The 23,968-nt window shown below is 65.0% G+C and carries 22 protein-coding genes; 9 read left to right on the plus strand and 13 right to left on the minus strand.

Annotated features, from left to right (window positions below):
• Positions 1-5: 5 nt before the first annotated feature.
• The gene (locus tag QX094_RS27385; protein ID WP_316185000.1) at positions 6-656 is read right to left on the minus strand and encodes an FMN-binding negative transcriptional regulator; all 651 of its coding nucleotides are present in this window, start codon (positions 654-656) and stop codon (positions 6-8) included.
• A gap of 245 nt (positions 657-901) precedes the next feature.
• Positions 902-1,432 (minus strand): DedA family protein, encoded by a 531-nt coding sequence (locus QX094_RS27390; protein WP_315712141.1) that lies wholly within the window; start codon positions 1,430-1,432, stop codon positions 902-904.
• Positions 1,433-1,703: 271 nt separating this feature from the next.
• On the opposite strand from QX094_RS27390, the gene parE reads away from it, so the two are divergent.
• The 4 genes from parE (at position 1,704) to QX094_RS27410 (ending at position 5,964) form a co-directional block, all read left to right on the plus strand.
• On the plus strand, positions 1,704-3,767 hold the full coding sequence (gene parE / locus QX094_RS27395) for a DNA topoisomerase IV subunit B (RefSeq protein WP_315712143.1): 2,064 nt from the start codon (positions 1,704-1,706) through the stop codon (positions 3,765-3,767).
• Positions 3,768-4,005: 238 nt separating this feature from the next.
• Positions 4,006-4,779, plus strand: coding sequence for a porin family protein (locus QX094_RS27400; RefSeq protein WP_316184998.1), 774 nt, complete (start codon positions 4,006-4,008; stop codon positions 4,777-4,779).
• A gap of 201 nt (positions 4,780-4,980) precedes the next feature.
• Entirely contained in the window at positions 4,981-5,166 is a 186-nt protein-coding gene (locus QX094_RS27405; RefSeq protein WP_315712631.1) for a hypothetical protein, read from the plus strand.
• 30 nt (positions 5,167-5,196) lie between these two features.
• Positions 5,197-5,964, plus strand: coding sequence for a glucose 1-dehydrogenase (locus QX094_RS27410; protein WP_316184996.1), 768 nt, complete (start codon positions 5,197-5,199; stop codon positions 5,962-5,964).
• Between the two features lie 8 nt (positions 5,965-5,972).
• Here the strand turns inward: QX094_RS27410 and QX094_RS27415 are convergent, their stop codons facing one another.
• On the minus strand, positions 5,973-7,472 hold the full coding sequence (locus QX094_RS27415) for a caspase domain-containing protein (protein ID WP_410052922.1): 1,500 nt from the start codon (positions 7,470-7,472) through the stop codon (positions 5,973-5,975).
• Positions 7,473-7,953: 481 nt separating this feature from the next.
• Here QX094_RS27415 and QX094_RS27420 point away from each other — a divergent pair, with 481 nt between their 5' ends.
• The gene (locus QX094_RS27420; protein ID WP_315712146.1) at positions 7,954-9,411 is read left to right on the plus strand and encodes a DEAD/DEAH box helicase; all 1,458 of its coding nucleotides are present in this window, start codon (positions 7,954-7,956) and stop codon (positions 9,409-9,411) included.
• Between the two features lie 330 nt (positions 9,412-9,741).
• Positions 9,742-10,809: a GGDEF domain-containing protein gene (locus tag QX094_RS27425; RefSeq protein ID WP_315712147.1), complete on the plus strand. Its 1,068-nt coding sequence runs from the start codon at positions 9,742-9,744 to the stop codon at positions 10,807-10,809.
• A 31-nt stretch (positions 10,810-10,840) separates the two neighbouring features.
• On the opposite strand, the gene QX094_RS27430 is transcribed toward QX094_RS27425, so the two are convergent.
• The 8 genes from QX094_RS27430 to QX094_RS27465 form a co-directional block, all read right to left on the minus strand.
• Positions 10,841-11,398 carry a TfoX/Sxy family protein gene (locus QX094_RS27430; protein WP_315712148.1) on the minus strand — a complete coding sequence of 186 codons (558 nt, stop codon included), beginning with the start codon at positions 11,396-11,398 and terminating at the stop codon, positions 10,841-10,843.
• Positions 11,399-11,515: 117 nt separating this feature from the next.
• Positions 11,516-11,917: an iron-sulfur cluster assembly accessory protein gene (locus tag QX094_RS27435; protein WP_315712149.1), complete on the minus strand. Its 402-nt coding sequence runs from the start codon at positions 11,915-11,917 to the stop codon at positions 11,516-11,518.
• Positions 11,918-11,978: 61 nt separating this feature from the next.
• Positions 11,979-12,350 carry an SUF system Fe-S cluster assembly protein gene (locus QX094_RS27440; RefSeq protein WP_315712150.1) on the minus strand — a complete coding sequence of 124 codons (372 nt, stop codon included), beginning with the start codon at positions 12,348-12,350 and terminating at the stop codon, positions 11,979-11,981.
• Positions 12,347-13,594, minus strand: coding sequence for a cysteine desulfurase (locus QX094_RS27445; protein WP_315712152.1), 1,248 nt, complete (start codon positions 13,592-13,594; stop codon positions 12,347-12,349). The genes QX094_RS27440 and QX094_RS27445 overlap by 4 nt, the downstream gene beginning before the upstream one ends.
• Positions 13,591-14,904, minus strand: a complete 1,314-nt coding sequence (gene sufD / locus QX094_RS27450; RefSeq protein ID WP_315712153.1) for a Fe-S cluster assembly protein SufD — start codon at positions 14,902-14,904, stop codon at positions 13,591-13,593. The genes QX094_RS27445 and sufD overlap by 4 nt, the downstream gene beginning before the upstream one ends.
• 22 nt (positions 14,905-14,926) lie before the next feature.
• Positions 14,927-15,679, minus strand: a complete 753-nt coding sequence (gene sufC, locus QX094_RS27455; RefSeq protein ID WP_315712154.1) for a Fe-S cluster assembly ATPase SufC — start codon at positions 15,677-15,679, stop codon at positions 14,927-14,929.
• A 114-nt stretch (positions 15,680-15,793) separates the two neighbouring features.
• Positions 15,794-17,290, minus strand: a complete 1,497-nt coding sequence (gene sufB, locus QX094_RS27460; RefSeq protein WP_315712155.1) for a Fe-S cluster assembly protein SufB — start codon at positions 17,288-17,290, stop codon at positions 15,794-15,796.
• Between the two features lie 84 nt (positions 17,291-17,374).
• A complete protein-coding gene (locus QX094_RS27465) occupies positions 17,375-18,538 on the minus strand; it encodes a cysteine desulfurase family protein (protein WP_315712156.1) in 1,164 nt (387 codons plus the stop codon).
• A 115-nt stretch (positions 18,539-18,653) separates the two neighbouring features.
• Here QX094_RS27465 and QX094_RS27470 point away from each other — a divergent pair, with 115 nt between their 5' ends.
• Both QX094_RS27470 and QX094_RS27475 read left to right on the plus strand, forming a co-directional pair.
• A complete protein-coding gene (locus QX094_RS27470) occupies positions 18,654-19,502 on the plus strand; it encodes a LytTR family DNA-binding domain-containing protein (protein WP_315712157.1) in 849 nt (282 codons plus the stop codon).
• Positions 19,503-19,820: 318 nt separating this feature from the next.
• Entirely contained in the window at positions 19,821-20,468 is a 648-nt protein-coding gene (locus QX094_RS27475) for an alpha/beta hydrolase (RefSeq protein WP_008971476.1), read from the plus strand.
• A gap of 150 nt (positions 20,469-20,618) precedes the next feature.
• On the opposite strand, the gene QX094_RS27480 is transcribed toward QX094_RS27475, so the two are convergent.
• Both QX094_RS27480 and QX094_RS27485 read right to left on the minus strand, forming a co-directional pair.
• Positions 20,619-21,296 (minus strand): glutathione S-transferase family protein, encoded by a 678-nt coding sequence (locus tag QX094_RS27480; RefSeq protein WP_316188373.1) that lies wholly within the window; start codon positions 21,294-21,296, stop codon positions 20,619-20,621.
• A gap of 81 nt (positions 21,297-21,377) precedes the next feature.
• A complete protein-coding gene (locus tag QX094_RS27485) occupies positions 21,378-22,481 on the minus strand; it encodes an anhydro-N-acetylmuramic acid kinase (protein ID WP_315751675.1) in 1,104 nt (367 codons plus the stop codon).
• Between the two features lie 193 nt (positions 22,482-22,674).
• Between QX094_RS27485 and tyrS the strand changes: the two genes are divergently transcribed.
• Positions 22,675-23,928 carry a tyrosine--tRNA ligase gene (gene tyrS, locus QX094_RS27490; RefSeq protein WP_315712161.1) on the plus strand — a complete coding sequence of 418 codons (1,254 nt, stop codon included), beginning with the start codon at positions 22,675-22,677 and terminating at the stop codon, positions 23,926-23,928.
• Positions 23,929-23,968 lie beyond the last annotated feature (40 nt).

Consider the following 23,968-nt stretch of genomic DNA (forward strand, 5'->3'; position numbering starts at 1 on the left):
GCTCCTTAGGTCTGGGTTTCGCCGGCAAAGGCCTGGGGCCGCGCCTGCCGCATGAGAGAGGAAATCTGTTGCGAGCCAATGTCGGGCTGCTCGCCGAGCCTCGTCGCGATCGTCGCGTAGTCGGCCTCGGACTTGTGCTGGTTGAGCTTGAAGCTGCCTTCGACCTGATCGATCGTCATGACGATGCCCACAATCGCCTTGCGCATCGCCTCGAGGCGTCCCGCCGTCATCTTGTCCGAGGTCCAGGGCTTCTTCGGCAGCAGCCGCTGCTCGAACTTCGCACTGACCTCATAAGTCTGCCGCGCGAGCTCGGCCTCCGACAAGATCCGCGCCGTACCGGTCAGATGCACGGCCTGATAGAGCCAGGTCGGCACCTGGTCGGGCGACACATACCAATCGGCGGAGACGTAAGCATCGGCGCCGCTGACGGCCAACAGCCAGGGCGTCGTACCGTCGGCGATCCTTGCCAGCGGATTGCCGCGCGCGACATGGAAGAACGCCTGCGGCGTGCCATCGTTCAAGGCGCCCAGGTGAAACGGCACCGGTGACGCGATCGGCTTTGTGCCGTCCCACGCGCAGACCATGCCGAAGCCGCGCGCGTCAGCGAAGCCGAGGCTCGCGGCGCGATCGGGCTTGAAGGGCGGTGGCGTGTACATCGGAAACTCCTGCTGGACGAAGGAGCCGCCTGATCAATCGCGCTGCAAGGAGAAAGTCTGCCGCGGGATCGGATCCGGCGGCAGGGGCTGTGATCTAGACGCAGATCATCGCCCGTACCGCGGAGGTACGACGGCGCATTTCGGCGATCATGTGGGTCGCTGCGTTGATCATGGGGGCAGGCCTATAAGGCTGCCGGGTTCCTGCGTCAAGCTCGCAAGTCGGCCCGGCGCGTTCAGGGCTGGCGTCAGACCGCATGCCACAGCCATTCCATGATGCGCCCGATGATGTCGCCGAACAGCAGCAGCACCGCCGACCACACCAGCGCCGACACGAAGTTGGCGATCTGGAACACCATGTAGGGCATCTCGAAAATGCCCGCCGCCAGCGGCACCGATGCGCGCAACGGGCCAAAGAACCGGCCGATGAAGATGCTCGGCACGCCCCAATCGCGCACGAAGGCCTCGCCGCGCGGCAGCAGCTCCGGGTAGCGCGACAGCGGCCACATCTGGGCGACGCGGTCCTTGTAGCGGTAGCCGAACCAGTAGGAGACCCAGTCGCCGAGCGCGGCGCCGATGCCCCCGGCCAGCCATATCGGCCAGAAGCTGATCCCGGTGGCGCCGATCAGGGCGCCGATCGCGACCAGGGCGCCCCAGGCGGGAATCAGGAGCGAGACGAAGGCCAGGGACTCGCCAAAGGCAAGCAGCAGGACGATCGGAGCAGCCCAGGCCTGATGGTCGCGCACGAAGTCGGCAACCGCGCGGCCAAAATCTTCCATCTGCTCGACGCCTTTCTGCTCCGCGGCGCTTAAGTGCTTGAAGGCCTTCGCGGTTCCATGGCGCAGACTGGTACGCCACCGAACCCGCCCACTTCAAGTCACAACAACCGGCTGAACCGCGTGAACAGCGGCGATCCGGCGTTCGGAACCGGTCAAGACGTGGCGGGCCGGTGAACGTCGTTGTTTCCCGGGGTCATTGTTTTATGCCGGTCCATGGCATAGTCAGGCCCAACGATTCGTTCCATCTTGCGCACACGCAACATCAGATTCCATGGGTAAGCCGTTGAAATCAGCTGCAAAAGCCAAGGCCAAGGGCGTCACGGACCCGTTGGCGGCGTTCGCCGCCAAGGGCAAGGCTCCGGCCAAGCCAGCCGCCCGCTCGGCGAGTGCCGAGGGCGATTACACTGCCCGTGACATCGAGGTCCTCGAGGGCCTGGAGCCGGTGCGGCGCCGCCCCGGCATGTATATCGGCGGCACCGACGAAAAGGCGCTGCACCACCTGTTTGCCGAGGTCATCGACAACTCGATGGACGAGGCGCTGGCCGGCCACGCCACCTTCATCGAGGTCGAGCTCGACGCCGAAGGCTTCCTCACCGTGACCGACAACGGCCGCGGCATTCCTATCGATCCCCATCCCAAGTTTCCGAAGAAGTCGGCGCTCGAAATCATCATGTGCACGCTGCACGCGGGCGGCAAGTTCGACTCCAAGGTCTACGAGACCTCGGGCGGCCTGCACGGCGTCGGCATCTCCGTGGTGAACGCGCTGTCGACCCGGCTCGAGGTCGAGGTCGCTCGCAACCAGAAGCTCTACCGCATGGTGTTCGAACGCGGACATCCCAAGGGCAAGCTCGAGGAGGTCGGCAAGGTCGCCAACCGGCGCGGCACACGGGTGCGTTTCCAACCCGACCCGACCATCTTCGGCGCCAAGGCGACGTTCAAGCCGCAGCGCCTGTTCAAGATGGCGCGCTCGAAAGCCTATCTGTTCGGCGGCGTCGAGATCCGCTGGAAGTGCGATCCGTCGCTGCTGAAGGGCATCGAGGACGTCCAGGCCGAGGCGACGTTCCATTTCCCCGGCGGTCTGAAGGACTACCTGGCCGCAGCGATCCATGCCGACACGCTGGTCCATCCGGATATCTTCGCCGGCAAGTCGGGCCGCACCGGTGGCCATGGCGGCTGCGAATGGGCGGTCGCCTGGACCGCCGATGCCGACGGCTTCCTGTCCTCCTACTGCAACACGATTCCGACGCCGGACGGCGGCACGCACGAATCCGGCATCCGCAGCGCGCTTCTGCGCGGCCTGAAGGACCACGCCGAGCGCGTCGGCCAGGGCAAGCGATCGGCCAACATCACCTCCGAGGACATCATGGCGGGCGCCGCCATCATGCTCTCGGTGTTCGTGCGCGAGCCGGAATTCCAGGGCCAGACCAAGGACCGCCTCGCCACGGCAGAGGCCCAGCGCATCGTCGAGCAGGCCGTCAAGGACCCGTTCGACCACTGGCTGTCCGGCAATCCGGTGCAGGCCAACCGGCTGCTCGATTTCGTCATCGAGCGCGCCGAGGAACGCATCCGCCGCCGGCAGGAGAAGGAGACGGCGCGCAAGACCGCGACCAAGAAGCTGCGCCTGCCCGGCAAGCTAGCCGACTGCACCGACGCCGGCACCGAAGGCTCCGAGCTGTTCATCGTCGAGGGCGATTCGGCCGGCGGCAGCGCCAAGCAGGCGCGCGACCGCAAGAAGCAGGCGGTGCTGCCGCTGCGCGGCAAGATCCTCAACGTCGCCTCCGCCGGCAAGGACAAGCTGACCGCCAACGCCCAGCTCGCCGATCTCGTGATGGCGATCGGCGCCGGCACCGGCACGTCGTATCGCGAGGAGGATCTGCGCTACCAGCGCATCATCATCATGACCGATGCCGACGTCGACGGCGCCCACATCGCCTCGCTGCTGATTACCTTCTTCTACCGGCAGATGCGGCCGCTGATCGACGAGGGGCATCTCTACCTCGCCGTGCCGCCGCTCTACCGGCTCACCCATGGCAGCAAGACGTTCTACGCGCGCGACGATGCCCATCGGGACGAGCTCCTGAAGCGCGAGTTCAATGCCAACGCCAAGGTCGAGATCGGCCGCTTCAAAGGTCTCGGCGAGATGATGCCGGCCCAGCTCAAGGAAACCACCATGGATCCGGCCAAGCGCACCCTGCTGCGCGTGGTTCTGCTGGCCGAGGATCGCGACGGCACCGCCGACTCGGTCGAGCGGCTGATGGGGACCAAGGCAGAGGCCCGCTTCGCCTTCATTTCGGAAAAGGCCGAATTCGCCAGCGACGAGCTGCTCGACGTCTAGCTTTTGACCCGATTTCACTCCTCGATTGCAGGTTCCATTAGCTCGCGCGAGCCTGCAATCGACCTTTCCAATCAGAGGGTTACGAGAATCCCGAGCATCCCGCAGCGCACTTTCCCCTCCGGTGTGCTCAACCTGCAACAGCTTTTGGGCACCAATCGGCTATAGTTCGGGCACATCTGGCGAGGGAATCGCCGCCGCAACCCGGCACCTGCGACACGACGATCTTGGGGAATTGGATATGAAGAAGTTTTTGCTTGCTGCCACTGCGCTGGTTGCGATCACGGGTGCCGCCTCAGCTGCTGATCTGGCGGCTCGCCCCTACGTGAAGGCTCCGATGATGCCGGTGGCGCCGAGCTGGACCGGCTTCTACATCTTCGGTGGCGCCGGCGGCGGTATCTGGGATGCCGACTCGCACACCAACTTCAACGGCGTGCCGGTGACGATCGATCAGCGCGTCGGCGGCGACGGCTTCCTCGGCACGGTCGGTGCAGGCTATGACTGGCAGGTCAATCCGACCTGGGTCTTCGGCGTGTTCGCTGATGGCCAGTTCGGCAGCCTGCGTGGCACCTTGCAGGATCAGTTCGCTGCCCTGACCGGCCGCATCAAGATGGAAACCGCCTGGGCCGCTGGCGCCCGCGTCGGTTACCTGGTTGCGCCGAACGTGCTGTCATACGTCAACGCGGGCTACTCCGGTTCGCACTGGTCGGGCACCGGCCTGACCACCCTCACCGGCGCGGCCTCCGGTTTCCACACCGACTCGTTCAACCGCAATGGCTGGTTCGTCGGCGGCGGCGTCGAGAACAACCTGAACATCTTCGGCATCTCGGCGCCGGGCTGGTTCATGAAGACCGAATATCGCGCTGCCTATTACGACCGCAAGGACGTCGCGGTCCGCACCGACGTCGGCAACCTCGCAACGACCGACTCGGTCAGCTTCAAGCCGTGGGTGCAGACCATCAGCACCTCGCTGGTCTATCGCTTCAACTGGACCGGCCCGGCCGTCAAGTACTGAGCAGACCGCACTCGGTCTTCGATAAATCTGCGAAAAGCCCCGGTTGATCCGGGGCTTTTTGTTTTTGGCTCGGATATTGGCGGCTGGAGCCGCTGGTCATCTGCCGCGCCGGCCGCTAGCCTCCTCGTCACAAAACTTCACAAAAAAGACGGCAGCAGCGTTTCCGATGCTGTGACGCGGTCGACGAGGGAGGACATGGTCATGCGGAAATTCCTGATGATCGGCGGCCTGCTTCTGCTCGCCATCGGCCTGCTCTGGGTCGGTCAGGGCACCGGGGTGGTGGCATGGCCGCGGACGAGCTTCATGATCAACCAGCTGCAATGGGCCGGCTATGGCGTCGGCATGGGTGCACTCGGCCTGGTGATGATCTGGCAGGGCACCTGCTGACGTCTGACAACAACGACATGGAGACACGACATGGCGGGCCGTTTCGACCTGAGTGGCAAGGTTGCGATCGTGACGGGAGGCAACGGCGGAATCGGCTTGGGGATGGCGCGCGGGCTTGCCGATGCCGGCGCCGACATTGCCGTGGTCGGCCGCAACGAAACCAAGTCACGGGCGGCGGTGGCTGATCTCGCCGGTCGCGGCGGCCGTGCCATCGCCGTCACAGCCGACGTCAGCGACAAGGACGACGTCGCCGCCATGGTCGCGCGCGTGACCAGCGAGCTCGGTCGCATCGACATCCTCATCAACAATGCCGGCATGAGCATCCGCAAGCCGCCGCACGTGCTCGAGCTGGAGGAGTGGCAGCAGGTGATCGACACCAATCTCACCAGCGCGTTCCTGTGCTCGAAGGCCGCCTACCCGGCCCTCAAGGCGAACGGCGGCGGCAAGATCATCAACATCGGCTCGATGCTGTCGATCTTCGGCGCCAGCTTCGCGCCGGCCTATGCGGCCAGCAAGGGCGGCATCGTGCAGTACACGCGCGCCTGTGCCTGCGCCTGGGCGCCCGACAACATCCAGGTCAACGCGATCTTGCCGGGCTGGATCGACACCGACCTGACGCGCGCGGCGCGCAGCCAGATCGACGGCCTGCACGACCGCGTGCTGGCGCGCACGCCCGCGGCACGGTGGGGCGACATCGACGACTTCGCCGGCATCGCGACGTTCTTGAGCTCGCCGGCCTCGGACTTCGTCACCGGCACAGCCATTCCCGTCGATGGTGGCTATTCGATCATGGCCTAGCCGAGGTCTCAGCGTCGAAAGCTCTTGATTTCGGAGACGCTGCCGTCGCGATAGGTCAACTCCACCGAGACGAACTTCGTCGCTGGCGGCAGCTTCAAATAGGGCGTGGCGTTGGAGGGAATCGCAATGGGATCGCGCATGTCGCAGCCGGGCATGTTGAGGACCTTGTCCGGCACCGCCGTGTCGATGCCGATGCGGACCTCGCGGATGGCGCAGCGATACGACATCAGGTGCGTGTAGTAGACCAGGAGACCGTTGAACTCGCGGAACGACAGCCAGCTCGTCGCGGTCATGTCGAGGATCTTGCGCTGGTCATGCACCAGCGCGGCCTCCGGCTCGAAGCGGATCGGGAACGGTCCCTGCATCTCGCCCGATGCATCGACATAGCGGACCTGGATGGTGCCCGCGGGCGCATCCGACGGCAGCTGGATCGAGGGATTGGGCATGCGCTTGCGCGTGCGCGGATCGAGCACGTCCATGAAGCCGGTCTCGCGAAACTCTCCTGCCTCACCCATGCGCCAGGAAATGCCGAGCGTCGGATCGGCGATCGAGAAGGTGACGGTCCAGCCGCCATTGTGGCGCGAGAACATCGCAATCGGTGCGTTCAGGCTCTCGTTCGCCGGCGGAATGCGCGGCGCCGAGACGGGAGGCAGTGCCGCCAGCTTCTGCTGCGGCTCGGCCGGCTTGTCGGCTGCAGCCGGCCCCTTCGCCATGCCGTTGAGAAAGACATCGTCGACCATCTGGTCGAAATAGACCGGAATCTGCTTGTGCCGCACGGTCTCGGCGAGCTCGCTGACCAGCCGGCGGGTGCGTTGCGCCACCTGCACCAGATTGACGCCGGGCTGCGTCAGCTCCTTGGCGAAGGTGCGCGTGAACACCGAGTTTGGATTGACGTCATCGTTGGAGAGCCGGTCGAGCGCGGTCTGGCGCGGACCGGCCGAGAACACTGAGAATACGCCTTCCGGCAACTGCGTCATCGGCGCCAGGCCACCCCCGCCCGCCACCGCGCGCGTGCCCGAGCGTTCGAACGGATTGTTGCGGCAGGCGTCGAACACCAGGATCGAGGTGCGCGCCTTCTTGTTCTGCAGCCGCTCGATGACGCGGTCCGCGAGGATCGAGGCGTCGCGTACCAGCTCTTCCTGGCCTTCGGTGGCCGCGGGCACGTCGGTCGGCAACAGGAAGTTCTGACCGGCGATTTCGAAGCCGTGACCGGCATAGAAGAAGAACGCAGTGTCGCCCGGCTCGACGGCGTTGTCGAACGCCAGCAGTGTCTGGCTGAACTGCTGGCGATTGAGATTCTCCGCGACCATGACATTGAAGCCGAGTTGCTTCAGCGTGTCGCCCATCGTCCGCGCGTCGTTGACGGCCTTCTGCAGCTTCGGCACGAAGCGGTAGTCGTTGTTGCCGATCACGAGCGCAACGCGCTTCTCGGCACGCGCGGCGGCCGGCGCCAGAACCACTGCCAGCATCGCCAGCCCGCACGCCAGCCACGTCCGCATCGATCTCATCGTTCGTCCCTGCCCTCATCGCGTGGGCTGCCGCCCTCGGATAGTCGACGGCACCGCGCCACCGGTTCATGCCCGGCGGCACACGCGGCTGCTCCCCCTGCCGAACACACGCCGCAATTCCGTCGACAATTCGACCAGAGCGTTTTCCGCGACCGGCCGTAGGAAGCTTCGGAGCACCCGAATACGACAGCTCGACGACAGGTTGCCTGCAAATAATGCAAAAACATTAAGCTTTTTCGGTACTTCGCTCCCCTCTTCCATTGACTTTGCAGAATTCGCCCCTATCTTCCGGAGCAGCGCGGCCGGATCGCATCCGATTCCTGAGAGATTGACCGCGGGTCGGCGTTAGTCAGAAAACCCCCAGCTTCGTTAGAGCATGCCGTTTCGGGGTTGAGCGCGACCACAGCCTTTTACCCTCGATTCCTAACGGCGGCGTCGAATAGAGGCCCCGTCGCCTATCGGCGCGTGACATAGAGGCTCGATGTCTTTTTCCAATCTCGGCTTGTCCGACAAGGTGTTGGCTGCAGTTGCGGCCACTGGTTACACCACCCCGACCCCCATTCAGGAACAGGCGATTCCTCATGTGCTGGCGCGCCGCGACGTGCTCGGCATCGCCCAGACCGGCACCGGCAAGACCGCCGCTTTCGTCCTGCCGATGCTCACGATCCTTGAGAAGGGCCGCGCCCGCGCCCGAATGCCGCGCACCCTGATCCTGGAGCCGACCCGTGAGCTGGCCGCCCAGGTCAAAGAGAACTTCGATCGCTACGGCGCCGGACAGAAGCTCAACGTCGCCCTGTTGATCGGTGGCGTCTCCTTCGGCGACCAGGACGCCAAGCTGACCCGCGGGGTCGACGTGCTGATCGCCACGCCAGGCCGACTGCTCGATCATACGGAACGCGGCGGATTGCTGCTCACGGGCGTGGAGCTTCTGGTCATCGACGAAGCCGACCGCATGCTCGACATGGGCTTCATCCCCGACATCGAGCGCATCTGCAAGCTCGTCCCCTTCACCCGCCAGACCCTGTTCTTCACCGCGACCATGCCGCCGGAAATCCGGCGCATCACCGAAACCTTCCTGCACAACCCGCAGAAGGTCGAGGTCTCCAAGCCGGCCACGACCGCCGTCACCGTGACCCAGTTGCAGGTCCCGTCCGGACGCGAGGCGCATCAGAAGCGCGAGGTGCTGCGCAGGCTGTTGCGGAACGCCAAGGATCTCAACAACGCGATCATCTTCTGCAACCGCAAGCGCGACGTCGCCATCGTTCACAAGTCGCTGCAGAAGCACGGCTTCAGTGTTGGCGCCCTGCACGGCGACATGGACCAGTCGGCCCGCACCGCGGCGCTCGATCAATTCCGCAAGGGCGAACTGCCCTTGCTCGTCGCCTCCGACGTCGCCGCACGCGGCCTCGACATTCCCGAAGTCAGCCACGTCTTCAATTTCGACGTGCCGCATCATTCCGACGACTACGTTCACCGCATTGGCCGTACCGGCCGCGCCGGACGGACCGGCACGGCAATCTCGATCGTGGCCCCGGCCGACCAGAAGTCGATGGTCGCCATCGAGAAGCTGATCGGACAGGGCATTCCGACGATCGAGGGTGACTACGAAGTGCAGGAGTCCTCGGGCGACGAGGATACGCGTGAGCGACGTCCGCGTGACGCCGCGCGTCGCGGCAGCCGCGGCAAGGCCCGGGAGCGCGATGCGGCCCCGCGCGAGCGTGATCCAGCCCCGCGGGAGCGCGAGCCGCGCGCGGCAGCTCCGCGCGCCGCACAGGCAAATTCTCCGCGGCCTGCGCCGAGCGCTCGCAAGGAACAGCCTCGCAACGAACAGCCTCGCAATGAAGCGCGGCGGCCGCGGCGCGACCACGACAACGAGCCCGCCGATCACTCACATCTGCCCGCCTTCCTGCTTCGCCCGGTGCGGGCACCGCTTCCCTGAGCGCGGGCACAAGATTCCGGGCTGCCCCCCCATGTGGTCGCCCGGAACATCAGCCGCTGCATTCGTAGACCTGACTTAAGTCGACAGCGCTGAGCTCTCGGCGAGGCGTGCGTCGAGCGAACAGTTCCAGCCCGCGTCAGCAGTTTCTGGCAGCATCCTATGTAGCTCATTGAACATATGAGCTGCCGTTCCCGTATCCACGGCGCGGCGCATCCGGGACTCTACGGCCGTATTTACCCCTGGTTCACAAACGTCCTTTAGCTTGGCCGGCATTGTTTATTTCATTGCTGTGACGACGACGGCGACGCGGGCGATTGGGGGGAACCTGTGGTGGTCAATGCGCTTGACGAACACGAACGCACGATAGGCTTCGCCGAAGTCGCGCTCAGCCAGATCAGAACGCTCCGCCATTCGGCCAATCCGCGCAATTACGAGGTCTGGTACGTCTACGCGACGGGCTACAACGCACCGCTGAACGAGATCATCAACGAGACGCTTTCGCGCAACGGCAAGCTGTCGCAGTCCGATCTCGATCAGCTCTACGACTCCTACCTCGCGCAGCTCAAGACGTCGGATCGCATCGACAAGGTCGGCGCGCGCGTCGTCGGCGAGATCGACGACCTGGTGAACATGCTCACCGATGCTCTCGGCAGGACGGCGAGCTACGATGCGAGCCTCGCGGGCGCCGATCAACGACTCGCGTCGGCCACCAGCCGCGAGCAACTGGTCGACATCATCGAGGCGCTGGCCCATTCGACCAAGCAGATGCGCGAAACCAACCGGATCCTCGAAGAGCGGCTGACGCTGTCCAAGGACGAGATCAGCGGGCTGCAGCATAGCCTGGAGGTCATTCGGGCCGAGAGCCTGACCGATCCCCTCACCGGCCTCGGCAATCGCAAATATTTCGACCGAATGATCGAGACGACGGTGCAGTCGGGGCTCGCGACCGAGCAGCCGCTGTCGCTGTTGATGTTCGACATCGACCACTTCAAGTCCTTCAACGATTCCTACGGACATCTCACCGGAGACCAGGTGCTGCGCCTGGTCGGGATGACCCTGAAGCACGCCATCAAGGGCCAGGATATCGCAGCGCGCTACGGCGGCGAGGAGTTCGCCGTCGTGCTGCCCAACACCTCGCTACAGCACGCGCTGACGGTGGCCGATCACATCCGCCGCGCCGTCACGGCAAAGGAGCTCAAGAAGAAATCGACGGGAGAGATTCTCGGACGTGTGACCATCTCGGTCGGCGTATCCGTGCTGCGGGCCGGCGATGACACCGACGCCCTGATCGAGCGCGCGGACGCCTGCCTCTATGCCGCCAAGCGCAACGGCCGCAACAAGGTGGTATGCGAGAACGATCCCGAATACGCGACGACGACGCGAGGTCGGGTCGCCTGACGGCAAGGTCGCCAGCGACGCATATGGAGCATCAGCGTGTTCGCGATGATGCTGCGCGCGACGTCTGCCGGCCACGCGCCACTGTCGCGCTGCGTGTTTTGCGACCGGCGGGACCCTTGTCTGCGCTCTTGTCAACGCTCTTGGCCACATTTCCCGTCTTGGCCGGCTTGGTCTTTTTCACTGCCGGCCTGGTTGGTCCAGGCTTCGCCCCACCCCGGGTCGGGACCAGTCCGTTGCCCCGCGCCGCCCGCTTCTTGCTGGTCCGCTTGCTCAAGGCCGCCCTCTGGGCCGCTGCGAATGCATCTCTCGCCCAGACCGCGAACTCGTCGGTGTCATCGAACAGATGTGCCGGCACCTGCCAATACGACCGCACCGTCATGGTCCGCGCGCGGGTCTCGTAGGAAAACGGCTTGGATCCGGCCTCCTCGAATCTGGCAAAGCTGGTTTCGTCAGCACGGAGATAAAGGCCGCTGCGCAGCGCAAGCGCGAAGTTGATGCCGTCGGCGGAGATGCCGAAGCCGGAGAACATCCGCCGGATCGTGACCGGACCGAAGCCGGCGAACAGATCGATCAGGAATTCGCGGTCCATCGCTCCAGCTCCCGCCAATACCCCACGTGCTCGCCTGGAGTTTTCGGTCGGGAAGGTGGCGCGTGTCAATGTCCGGAACGCGACAGCACCGGAGCCGCACTGGCTGGAAGCGGACGATCAGACCTCGGCCGGCTTGAGCTGCACCGACTCGCCGCAGCCGCAGGCGCTGATCTGGTTCGGATTGTTGAAGACGAACTGGGCCTGCATCTTGTCAGCCTGATAGTCCATCTCGGTGCCGAGCAGAAACAGCACGGCCTTGGGATCGACCAGGATCTTGACGCCCTTGTCCTCGACGACCTCGTCGGTCGGCCGGATATCATGGGCATACTCGACCGTGTAGGACTGACCGGCGCAGCCGCCATTCTTGACACCGACACGCAATCCGATGATCTCGGACTCGGCGCGATCGGTGAGCTCACGGATGCGCTTGGCCGCCGCATCGGTGAGCCGCATCACCTGCGGGCGGGGCCGCGGCTTGGGCTTGGCAACAGGCGCTGTCGAATTCGTCGTGCTGGTCATGGCGTCATCCCGGCGGGGTATGTGATCCGCCCTTACTATTCAAACTTCGTGCCCGCTCGTCTCACCACATGTTCAGGACGAGCCGGGCCTCGTCGCTCATCCGGTCCGGCGTCCATTGCGGCTCCCAGACGATGCTGACGTTGACGACGCCGACACCCGGCACGCTCGCAATCGCGTTCTCCACCATGGTCGGCAGCTCGCCCGCCGCCGGACAGTTCGGCGTCGTCAGCGTCATCATGACGTCGACGCTGCGGTCGTCCTTGATGTCGACCTTGTAGATCAGGCCGAGCTCGTAGATGTCGGCCGGGATCTCCGGATCGAACACCGTCTTCAGCGCCGCGATGATCTCGCTGGAGAGCCGCTCGGTCTCCTCCGGCGGCAGCGCCGAATGCGTTTCGACGGACTGAGTTTTGACGTCGGCCGTGTCGGTCATGCAAACAATTCCCGCGCCTTGATCAATGCCTGTGCAAGCTGATCGACCTCTTCCCTCGTATTGTACATGCCAAACGAGGCCCTGCAGGTCGCCGTGACGTTGAATCTCTCCAAAAGCGGCATCACGCAGTGCGTGCCCGCACGCACCGCGACACCCTGCCGATCGATCACGGTCGCGATGTCATGGGCATGCGCCCCCTTCATCTCGAACGAGATCACAGGGCCCTTGCCCTTGGCGGTGCCGATCAGCCGCAGCGAGTTGATCTCGCGCAGCCGATCCTGGGCATAGGTGAGCAGGTCGTGCTCATGCGCGGCGATGCGCTCCTTGCCGACCGAGTTGACGTAATCGATCGCGGCGCCGAGCCCGACCGCCTCGACGATCATCGGGGTGCCCGCCTCGAACTTGTGCGGCGGATCGCCATAAGTGACCCAGTCGCGCGCAACCTCGCGGATCATCTCGCCGCCGCCATTGTAGGGGCGCATGGCAACGAGGTGGTCGTACTTGGCGTAGAGCACGCCGATGCCGGTCGGCCCGTACAGCTTGTGGCCGGTGAAGACGTAGAAGTCGCAGTCGATGTCCTGGACGTCGATGGCGAGATGCACGGCGGCCTGGCTGCCATCGACCAGCACCGGAATGCCGCGCGCATGCGCAATGCGCACGACCTCCTTCACCGGGACCAGCGTGCCGAGCATGTTCGACATCTGGGTGATAGCGACCAGCTTGGTTTTCGGCGTGAGCAGCTTCTCGAACTCGTCGATCAGGAAATTGCCGTCGTCGTCGACCGGAGCCCACTTGATCACCGCGCCCTGGCGCTCGCGCAAGAAGTGCCAGGGCACGATGTTGGAATGGTGCTCCATGATCGAGAGCACGATCTCGTCGCCCTCGCCGATGTTCGGTCCGCCCCACGACGACGCCACGAGATTGATCGCCTCGGTCGCGTTGCGGGTGAAGATGATCTCCTCGCTGCGCCGTGCATTGAGAAAGCGCGTGACCCGCTCGCGGCCGCCCTCATAGGCCTCGGTCGCGGCGTTGGCGAGATAGTGCAGGCCACGATGCACGTTGGCGTATTCGCTGGTGTAGGCCTGCGTCATGCGATCGAGCACCGCGCGCGGCTTCTGCGCCGACGCCGCGTTGTCGAGATAGACGAGCTTCTTGCCGTAGACCTGCAGCGCCAACGCAGGAAAATCCTCGCGGATGCGGGCGACGTCGTAGGATCCGTTGGAGACGGCGGGATGCGTGCTCATGCGCGCGCCTCCATCCAGTCCTGGGCGGCAGCAATGACGCGCTCGCGCAAGGAATCGTCCTCGATCGCTTCGATCGCCTCGCCGACGAAGGCCTGGATCAGCAGCGCCTGGGCCTGCTTCTCCGGCAGGCCGCGGGCCTGCAAATAGAACAACAGGCTGTCGTCGAGCGCGCCGGCGGTGGCGCCGTGGCCGCAGGAGACGTCGTCGGCGAAGATCTCGAGTTCCGGTTTCGAGTCGGCCTCGGCCTCGTCGGACAGCAGCAGCGCACGGGTCATCATCTTGCCGTCGGTCTTCTGCGCGTGGGGGCGGACGATGATGCGGCCCTGGAACACGGAATGAGCGCGATCGTCGAGCACCGCGCGGAAGTTTTCGCGGCTGGTGCAGCCCGGCACCGCATGGTCGACGACGAGCGTCAGATCGCCATGCTGCTTGTCACGCAGCAGGTTCACGCCGTTGATGATCAGCTCGCTGCCTTCGCCCTTGAGAGTAATGAAGCCCTGCAGACGACTGACGGCGCCGCCTGTCGTCATGTTGAAGAGATTGAGTTTCGACCTCGCACCGACCTCGTACCTGGCTGAGGTGATGTTCACAGCATCGCTGCCATCGCGCATCAGGCGAATGGTGGACAGCGCAGCGTCATCACCGAGGGAGACGACCACGGCGTCATTGGCCTGATAGCCTGAGGCACCATCGGCGGCGATCGCGCTTTCGATCAAGGTGGCCTGCGCGCCGTTCCCCACCGAAAGATGTGAGCGACTGGCGCGCGATGCTTGCGATGCTGTCGCGATGTGAATGATCTGCAGCGGATGCGAGAGCTTTGCACCGTCCGCCACGGAGATCAGGACTCCGTCGGTCGCAAGCGCCCCGTTCAACAGGACCATCGCATCGTTGACAGTCGTCTCCAGCAGCCGCTCGCTGCCGGCGCTCTGCAGCGCCTCGCGAAGCGTGCGAACCTTGACACCATCCTCGAAGGCCGAGATATCCGAGAGCTCCGCCACGAACACGCCGTCGACCAGCACCAGCTTCCGAGCACCGTCGACGGCAACAGAAGCCAGCACGGCCTTAGCCCGCGCCAGCGCCGCCGCATCCGGCGCGCCTGCCAGCGGCAGCACCTCGCGCATCAGCGCACGCAGATCGGTGTACTTCCATTCCTCGATACGACGGTGCGGCAGGCCTGTGCGCTCGAAAGCCGAGAAGGCTTCGCGCCGGATATCGGCCACCTTGCCGGTGCCGGGCAGACGGCCCCAAGCGGCAGAGAGCAAGCTGCTCGCCGCCGGACCGCTGTCGTTCTTGACCAAAGCTACGTTCATCACAGATCCATTCACGCGAGGCTCAGGCCGCGTCTTCGAACTGGGCGTAACCGGACGCCTCCAGCTCGAGCGCGAGCTCCTTGCCGCCGCTCTTCACGACGCGGCCCTTCGACATCACATGAACGACGTCGGGGACGATGTAGTTCAGCAGCCGCTGATAGTGGGTGATCACGATCATCGAGCGCTCCGGCGAGCGCAGCGCGTTGACGCCGTCGGCGGCGATGCGCAGCGCGTCGATGTCGAGGCCGGAATCCATCTCGTCGAGGATGCAGAGCGACGGCTGAAACAGGGCCATCTGCAGCACCTCGTTGCGCTTCTTCTCGCCGCCGGAAAAGCCGACATTGACGCCGCGCTTGAGCATGTCCTGCGGAATGCTGAGCGATTTCGAGATCTCGCGCACCTTCCTGAGGAAGTCCGGCGTCGAATACTCCTCCTCGCCGCGCGCCTTGCGCTGCGCATTCAGCGCGGTGCGCAGGAAAGTCATGGTGGCGACGCCGGGGATCTCGACCGGATACTGGAACGCGAGGAACACGCCCTTGGCGGCACGCTCGTCCGGCGCCATGGCGAGCAGATCCTCGCCCTTGAACAGGATCTCGCCGCCGGTCACCTCATAGCCCGGCTTGCCGGCGATGACGTGGGACAGCGTCGACTTGCCGGAGCCGTTCGGCCCCATGATCGCGTGCACCTTGCCGGCGTCGATCGACAGCGTCAGGCCGTGGAGAATCTCGCGCTCCTCGACGCGGACCTGCAGGTTGTTGATTTCGAGTAGTGCCATGATCTGTTTCCGCTCAACGCTTGCCCTGGCGCCACCGATTCCATCGGGTCCGAGGGCGTATGATATCGATGTCAGCACGAGCGGGCCGCGCCGCGGCCCCGCTGCATTGTGGCCTCAGCCGACCGAACCTTCGAGGCTGATCGAGATCAGCTTCTGCGCCTCGACCGCGAACTCCATCGGGAGCTGCTGCAGCACGTCCTTGACGAAGCCGTTGACGACGAGCCCGACCGCCTCCTCCTGCGAAAGACCGCGCTGGATGCAGTAGAACAGCACGTCCTCGGAGATCTTGGACGTGGTCGCCTCGTGCTCGAAGGTGGCCGAGGAATTCTTGGCCTCGATATACGGCACGGTATGCGCGCCGCATTTGTCGCCGATCAGCAGCGAATCGCAGGCGGTGAAGTTGCGCGCGCCGGTGGCTTTGCGATGCGCCGTGACGAGACCGCGATAGGTGTTCTGCGAGCGGCCTGCGGCGATGCCCTTGGAGATGATCCGGCTGGTCGTGTTCTTGCCGAGATGGATCATCTTGGTGCCGCTATCGACCTGCTGATAGCCGTTCGAGATCGCGATCGAATAGAACTCACCGCGCGAATTGTCGCCGCGCAGGATGCAGCTCGGATATTTCCAGGTGATCGCCGATCCCGTCTCGACCTGGGTCCAGGAGATCTTGGAATTGTCGCCGCGGCAGTCGCCACGCTTGGTGACGAAATTGTAGATGCCGCCCTTGCCTTCCGAATTGCCCGGATACCAGTTCTGCACCGTCGAGTACTTGATCTCGGCGTCGTCATGCGCGATCAGCTCGACCACGGCGGCATGCAGCTGGTTCTCGTCGCGCTGCGGCGCCGTGCAGCCTTCGAGGTAGCTTACGTAGGCGCCCTTGTCGGCGATGATCAGCGTGCGCTCGAACTGGCCGGTGTTGCGCTCGTTGATGCGGAAATAGGTCGACAGCTCCATCGGGCAGCGCACGCCCGGCGGCACGTAGACGAACGAACCGTCTGAGAACACCGCCGAGTTCAGCGTCGCGTAGAAATTGTCGGACGTCGGCACCACGCTGCCGAGATATTTCTGCACGAGCTCGGGATGCTCGCGGATCGCCTCCGAGATCGGCATGAAGATCACGCCGGCCTTCCTCAGCTCCTCCTTGAACGTGGTCGCCACCGACACCGAATCGAACACGGCGTCGACCGCGATCTTGCGCGTCTCGGGGCTGCCCGCGCCGGGCACGGGCTCGACGCCTTCGAGGATCGCGACCTCGCGCAAGGGAATGCCGAGCTTCTCATAGGTCTTCAGGATCTCCGGATCGATCTCGTCGATCGAGGAGAGCTGCTTCTTCGGCTTCGGCGCCGAGTAGTAGTAGAGATCCTGGAAATCGATTTTCGGATAGTCGACGCGCGCCCAGGTCGGCTCGGTCATGGTCAGCCACCGGCGATAGGCCTCAAGGCGCCATTCGAGCATCCAGGCGGGCTCGTTCTTCTTGCCCGAGATGAAGCGGACGGTGTCTTCGGAAAGCCCCTTCGGAGCCTTCTCGGATTCGATGACGGTCTCGAACCCATAGCGATATTGGTCGACGTCGATCCGCCTGACGCGGTCGACCGTCTCTTGTACGGCTGGCATTCAATCCTCCGCTCGCGGTTTCAAGGACCGCGGTGGACACGTTCTGGAACCGTCTTACGACGTTTCCTCGACGAAATCACGCCCTTAGAATCGCTCAAGCACGGTTTCGTCGCCACCTTTAAGTAGGGTCAATGACAGCTTTCGCCAAGCCTGCACGCCGCGATCGACGTCCGCCTCCGTCGTGGACCAGCCCAGACTGAGGCGCACCGCTCCCTGGGCCGCTGCGGAACTGGCGCCCATCGCTTCCAGGACATGGGAGGGCTGGACCTTGCCGGACGAGCAGGCCGAGCCGGAAGACACCGCGATTCCTTCGAGATCGAACCCGATCACGGCCGTCTCGGCCTTCAGCCCCGGCGCCGTGAACAGCGTCGTGTTCGGAAGCCGCGCCGCATCGGAGGAAAATACCGTCACGCCAGCGGTCTGACGAAGGCCCGTTTCCAGCCGGTCGCGCAGCGCCGTGATCCGAGGCAGGTCGACCTCGAGCTCAGCCAGGGCAGCACCGACCGCGGCGCCAAATCCGGCAATTCCGGCCACGTTTTCGGTTCCAGCCCGGCGACCGCGCTCCTGGCCGCCACCGCGGAGAACCGGAATCGGCTCCTCCACACCAGCGCCCAGAACCAGCGCGCCGACGCCCTTGGGTCCGCCGATCTTGTGCGCAGAGATGGTCATAAGGTCTGCGCCCATCTCTTTGATATCGAGGGGTATTTTCCCAAATGCCTGGACCGCGTCGACCTGCAGCAGGCCGCCCGCCTGGTGCACGATCTCAGCAACTTTCGAAGCCGGTTGAAGCACCCCGGTCTCGTTGTTGGCGGCCATGACGGATACCAGCGCCGGCGGTCCTCCGGCCAGCAGGGCTTTCAGGCGGCCGAGATCGACCACGCCGGAGGGGTCGACCGGGATCGTCTGCACTACTGATGGCGCGAACCGGCCGCCGGCCAGCACCGAGGCATGCTCGACCGCCGACACCAGCAGCCGCTCGACCGGGCCGGCCGGCGCGCGCAGGCCTGGGCTCAAGGCGAGCACATTGGCCTCGGTTCCGCCGGAAGTGAACACCACGCGGCGCGCGACGGTGCCGAGCCCCCGGGCGATCACCTCGCGGGCCTCCTCGGTCAGCCGCCGCGCCTTGCGGCCTTCGGCGTGAACCGACGAGGGATTGCCGACCAGATCCATGGCGGCGAGAATCGCCGCGCGCGCTTGCGGTCGCAGCGGGGTCGTCGCATTCCAGTCGAGATAGATCCTGTCGGCCATGGCTTGTTCTTATCAACTCGGGCCACGAACGACCATCGCTCGCCCGCGCCATGATGATGCGCGACGGCCAGCGTGATATTGTCGGGCGCGAGATTGAGATAGCGGGTCCGGTGCCATGAACAAGCTTGTCGGCTCGATGCTGCGTCCGAATGATCGGATCTTCTACGCGATCATGGCCGGGCTCTCGCTCGGCATCGGCGTCGTCAACGCCCTTTCCGCCGCCCACGATGCCGTCAGGCGGGGCGCGGCCTATGATCTGGAAAAACAGTTGCTATGGGAGATGACGAGCATTGTCGTCCTCATCCTGCTGGCGCCGCTGCTGGTCGCTACGGTTCGTTCCATCCGGCTGGGTCCGGCTGCCATGGCACGTCACATCGCGCTCGCAATTGCCGCCGTGGTCGCCTTCTCTGCGCTTCACATGATTGGCATGGTGACGCTCCGCAAGCTGCTGATGTGGACCGCGGGCGGCGCCTACGACTTCCAGCTCTCGCTGGCCACCATCGTGTACGAGTTCCGCAAGGACGTCATGACGGCGCTCCTCATCGGTGCCACGCTCTGGCTGTACGACGGCTATCGCGCGAGCGCTGTCCGAGAGCCGACACGGCGATCCGAGCCGCCTGCCCCTGCCACGCTCTGGCTGCGCGACGGCGCGAGCCGCATCCGCATCTCGCCGGCCGACATCCTGTGGGTCGCCGCGGCCGGCAACTACGTCGAATATGCCATGGCCGACGGCAGGCGACATCTGATCCGCGGCACCTTGTCGGCCGCCGAGGTCGAGCTCGCTCGCTTCGCGCTCGTCCGCATCCACCGCGGCCGGCTGGTCAACATGGCCCGGGTCGCGGCGCTTTCGGTCCTGCCAACGGGCGATTTCGGCCTGACCTTCGACAACGGACAATCCGCGCAGGGCAGCCGCCGCTATCGCAGCGCCGTTGCGCAACTGGAGCACACGGCGTCGCTGCGCTGAACGGCCGGGCCGCAGACGAAAACGCCAGTATTTTCATCGAATTGCAGGCGCATTCGGATCACGTTCCGCGACCGCTTCGCCCCGCCGCTGTATCGGCGGCCCGGTCTGCATCCCTGCCGCAGCCGCCTTGCCGGGCGTTGAAAATCCTTGCTTTTTGCCCCGCGCTCCATGCTAGAAGGCCAACTTCCAGTCACGCCAGCGCTGCTCCGTCCAAGCGAACGGATGGCGCTCGATCACCACTTTTCCTGCTGAACTCGTCGGCGAGGCGCCAGATGAAGCATGGACGAAGTCGGTCGACGCTCTGCCAAGGATTCTCTGATGCCTGAAGTCATCTTCAACGGTCCGGCCGGCCGCCTCGAAGGCCGTTACCATCCGGCGAAGCAGAAGAACGCGCCGATCGCGATGATCCTGCATCCGCATCCGCAGTTCCACGGCACGATGAACCATCAGATCGTGTACCAGTGCTACTATGCCTTCGCGCATCGCGGCTTCTCGGTGCTGCGCTTCAATTTCCGCGGCGTCGGCCGCAGCCAGGGTTCGTTCGATCACGGCACCGGCGAGCTGTCCGATGCGGCCTCCGCGCTCGATTGGGCGCAGACCATCAACCCCGAAGCTCGCGCCTGCTGGGTCGCCGGCTTCTCGTTCGGCGCCTGGATCGGCATGCAGCTCCTGATGCGCCGCCCGGAGGTCGAGGGCTTCATCTCGATCGCGCCGCCCGCCAACCTCTACGACTTCTCGTTCCTGGCGCCCTGCCCGTCCTCGGGCCTGATCGTGCACGGCGAGCGCGATGCGGTGGTACCGCCCAAGGACGTCAACACGCTGGTCGAGAAGCTGAAGACGCAGAAGGGCATCGTGATCGACCAGCAGGTCATCCCCGGCGCCAACCACTTCTTCGACGGCAAGCTCGAGCCGCTGATGGAAACCATCACCGCCTATCTCGACATGCGCCTCGCCAATGTGAGGTGAGGTTGCGTCATCACCCGCGAAAGAGAGCGGGTGATCCAGTACGCCGCGGCTTCTCGGCTGATCATCAGCGTCTCGGAATACTGGATCGCCCGGTCAAGCCGGGCGATGGCACTGTGAGCGGCGTGAACGCTCGGTACGACAACAACGTTCCTACGCCGCCTGCTTCAACAAATACGCATCGTGCCGCGCGAGGAACGCGCGCAGCAGCTGCGGATAGTCGGCGCTGACCGCCGTCCTCACGCTCGGCCGTTGTGCGAGCCGATCGCGCCACGCCCGAACCTTCGGCGTGGACGCAAAGATGCCGAGATCACCGTAGCCATCGAACACATCGAAGTAGCGGAAGATCGGCGCGAACACGGCGTCGACCAGGCTGAAGCGGACGCCATCGAAATACGGCCCCTCGCCCAGCGCGGCCTCGACGCGGACGAACTTCGCCGTCAGCGCCTCGCGCTTGGCCGCGAACACCGCGGCATCCTGCGTCGTCTCCAGGCCCCAGAGATCGCCGAGGATCGCTGAACCGAACTCCATCCAGGTGCGATGCTGCGCACGCGCGAGCGCGCCCTCGGGATGCAGCCGCGCGCCGGCTTGCGTGTCCTCGATGTACTCGCAGATCACGTTGCTCTCGAACAGCGCCACCTCGCCTTGCGCCGTCGGCACGACCAGCACCGGCACCTTGCCGAGCGGCGAGATCTTCAGGAACCAGTCGGGCTTGTTGGCGAGATCGATGTCGATCCGCTCGAATGCGACGCCCTTCTCGGTGAGCGCGATGACGGCGCGTTGCACATAGGGGCAGAGCTTGTGGCTGATCAGCTTCAGGGCAGGCGCCATGACATCCTCGGCAGTTTGATGCAGATGCATCAAACTAGATGCATGCGCATGGAACTGTCAAGGTCCATGCAGATGCATAGATCATGGCCGCGCGATCACTCCGCCGGTCATCGGAAACGGCACGCCGGTGGTGGTGGGATAGCTCAGCGGCAGGCCCTTCATGCCGCGGACCGCCAGGAAGCCGAACGCCTGGGCCTCGATGGCGTCCGCCGACCAGCCCAGCGCATCGGCCGATTCGACGCTCGCCGGCGCGACACGCTCCCGTAGCATCCGCATCATGGTATGGTTGCGGGCGCCGCCGCCGCAGACGATCCAGCTCGCCGGCGGCTTCGGCAGCAGCGGGACGATGCGGGCAATCGCTGCGGCCGTGAACGCCGTCAGGGTCGCGGCCCCGTCCGCCGGCTTCACATCGCCCAGCTTCAGCGCGGCAAAATCATTGCGGTCGAGAGATTTCGGCGGCGGCAGCGCGAAGAAGGGCATTTCCAGCGCACTGGTGATCCAGGCCTCGTCCGGGTTGCCCTGCTCCGCCACGCGGCCATCCTGATCGAATGCCTGTCCCGTGGTCCGGTGCATGAAATCGTCGAGCAGCGCATTACCGGGACCGGTGTCGCAGGCGATCAGCACGTCGTCGCCGTCGATATAGGTGATGTTGGAGACGCCGCCGATATTGACCACGGCGATCGGCCCCGCGCGCGACAGCGACTGCGCCAGGGCGCGGTGATAGACGGGTACGAACGGCGCGCCCTGCCCGCCGAAATCGACGTCGGCGGCGCGGAAATCGTGCATCACCGGGATGTGGACGGACTTGGCAAGCACGGCCGCGTCGCCGATCTGCACGGTCAGGCGGCGCTCGGGGCGGTGCAGCACAGTCTGGCCGTGGAAGCCGATGATATCGATGTCCTCGGGCTTGAGCCGGTGCTGCGCCAGGAACGCGGCGACCGCCTCGGCATGCGCCACCGTCACGACGCGCTCGGCGTCGCGCACCCGTCCGGGGCGCGCATCGCGCCGCTCGATCTGCACCGCATCGGCGAGCGCCTCGCGCAGCAGGCTGCGCTCCGCGGCGCTATAGGCCCGGTAGCCCGAGGGACCGAGGCTCTTGACCTGCCGCCCATCGGTCTCGATCAGGGCCACGTCCACCCCGTCGAGCGAGGTGCCACTCATGAGGCCAAGTGCGGTCAGAATCATTGCAGTCGAACCTGAAAACCCTGCCCTGCTTGCCAAGTACGGCCGATTTGAGGTCCCGCCCAGGCCGTGCACATGCTTGTACAAGCCCGGCGCATCTTATAATGCCACAACGCCCGTATCCGTGGCATGTGCCTCCCGCACGTCCCCGCGACAAGCGGTCAATACCGTAAACAAATGCTCAGAGTCGCCGACAATGACTGGCTTCAAGTCTGATTTCCTGAACGTGCTGCAGAGCCGCGGGTTCATTCATCAGTGCTCGGATTTCGAGGGGCTGGATGCCCTCGCCGCCAAGGGCCAGGCGACCGCCTATGTCGGCTACGACTGCACCGCACGCTCGCTGCACATCGGCAACTTCCTGACCATGATGATGCTGTATTGGCTGCAGCAGACCGGGAACAAGCCGATCACCCTGATGGGCGGCGGCACGACGATGGTCGGCGATCCCTCCGGCAAGGACGAGACCCGCGCGATGCGCACGGTCGAGGAGATCGAGGCCAACAAGGCGTCGATCCGCGGCGTGTTCGCCAAGGTGCTGCGCTACGGCAATGGCGCCACCGACGCCATCATGCTCGACAATGCCGAATGGCTGACGAAGCTGAACTGGATCGAGATGCTGCGCGACATCGGCCGGCATTTCTCGGTCAACCGCATGCTGACCATGGACTCGGTCAAGCTGCGGCTTGAGCGCGAGCAGGAGATGAGCTTCATCGAGTTCAACTACATGGTCTGCCAGGCCTACGACTTCGTCGAGCTGGCGCGGCGCACCGGCTGCCGGCTGCAGATGGGCGGCTCCGACCAGTGGGGCAACATCGTCAACGGCGTCGAGCTCGGACGCCGCATGGGCACCGAGCAGCTCTTCGCGCTGACCACGCCGCTCTTGACCACCGCATCCGGCGCCAAGATGGGCAAGACCGCGCAGGGCGCGATCTGGCTCAATGCCGACCAGTGCAGCCCGTATGATTTCTGGCAGTACTGGCGCAACACCGAGGACGCCGACGTCGTCAAGTTCCTCAAGCTGTTCACCACGCTGCCGCTGTCCGAGATCGAGAAGCTCGGTGCACTGCAGGGTGCCGAGATCAACGAGGCCAAGAAGGCACTGGCCGATGCGGCCACCACCTTGCTGCATGGCGAAGAGGCGGCACGCACCGCTGCCGAGACCGCCCGCCGCACCTTCGAGGAAGGCGCCATCGCCGAGAACCTGCCGACGGTCGAGGTGCCGCAGGCCGAGCTCGACGCTGGCCTTGGCGTGCTCAACGCCTTCGTCAAGGCCGGCCTCGTCGGCTCCAACGGCGAGGCGCGGCGGCAGATCAAGGGCGGTGGCCTGCGCGTCAACGACATTGCGGTCACCGACGAGAAGATGGCGCTGACGCCGGCTGCACTGACCAGCGAGGGCGTGATCAAGCTGTCGCTGGGCAAGAAGCGCCACGTGCTGGTCAGGCCTGCATAGCCGCATTCGTTTTTGCCTGCTTGTCAGGGAAGGCCGAAAG

This window comes from Bradyrhizobium sp. SZCCHNS1050 (genome assembly GCF_032484785.1).
GTDB lineage: Bacteria > Pseudomonadota > Alphaproteobacteria > Rhizobiales > Xanthobacteraceae > Bradyrhizobium.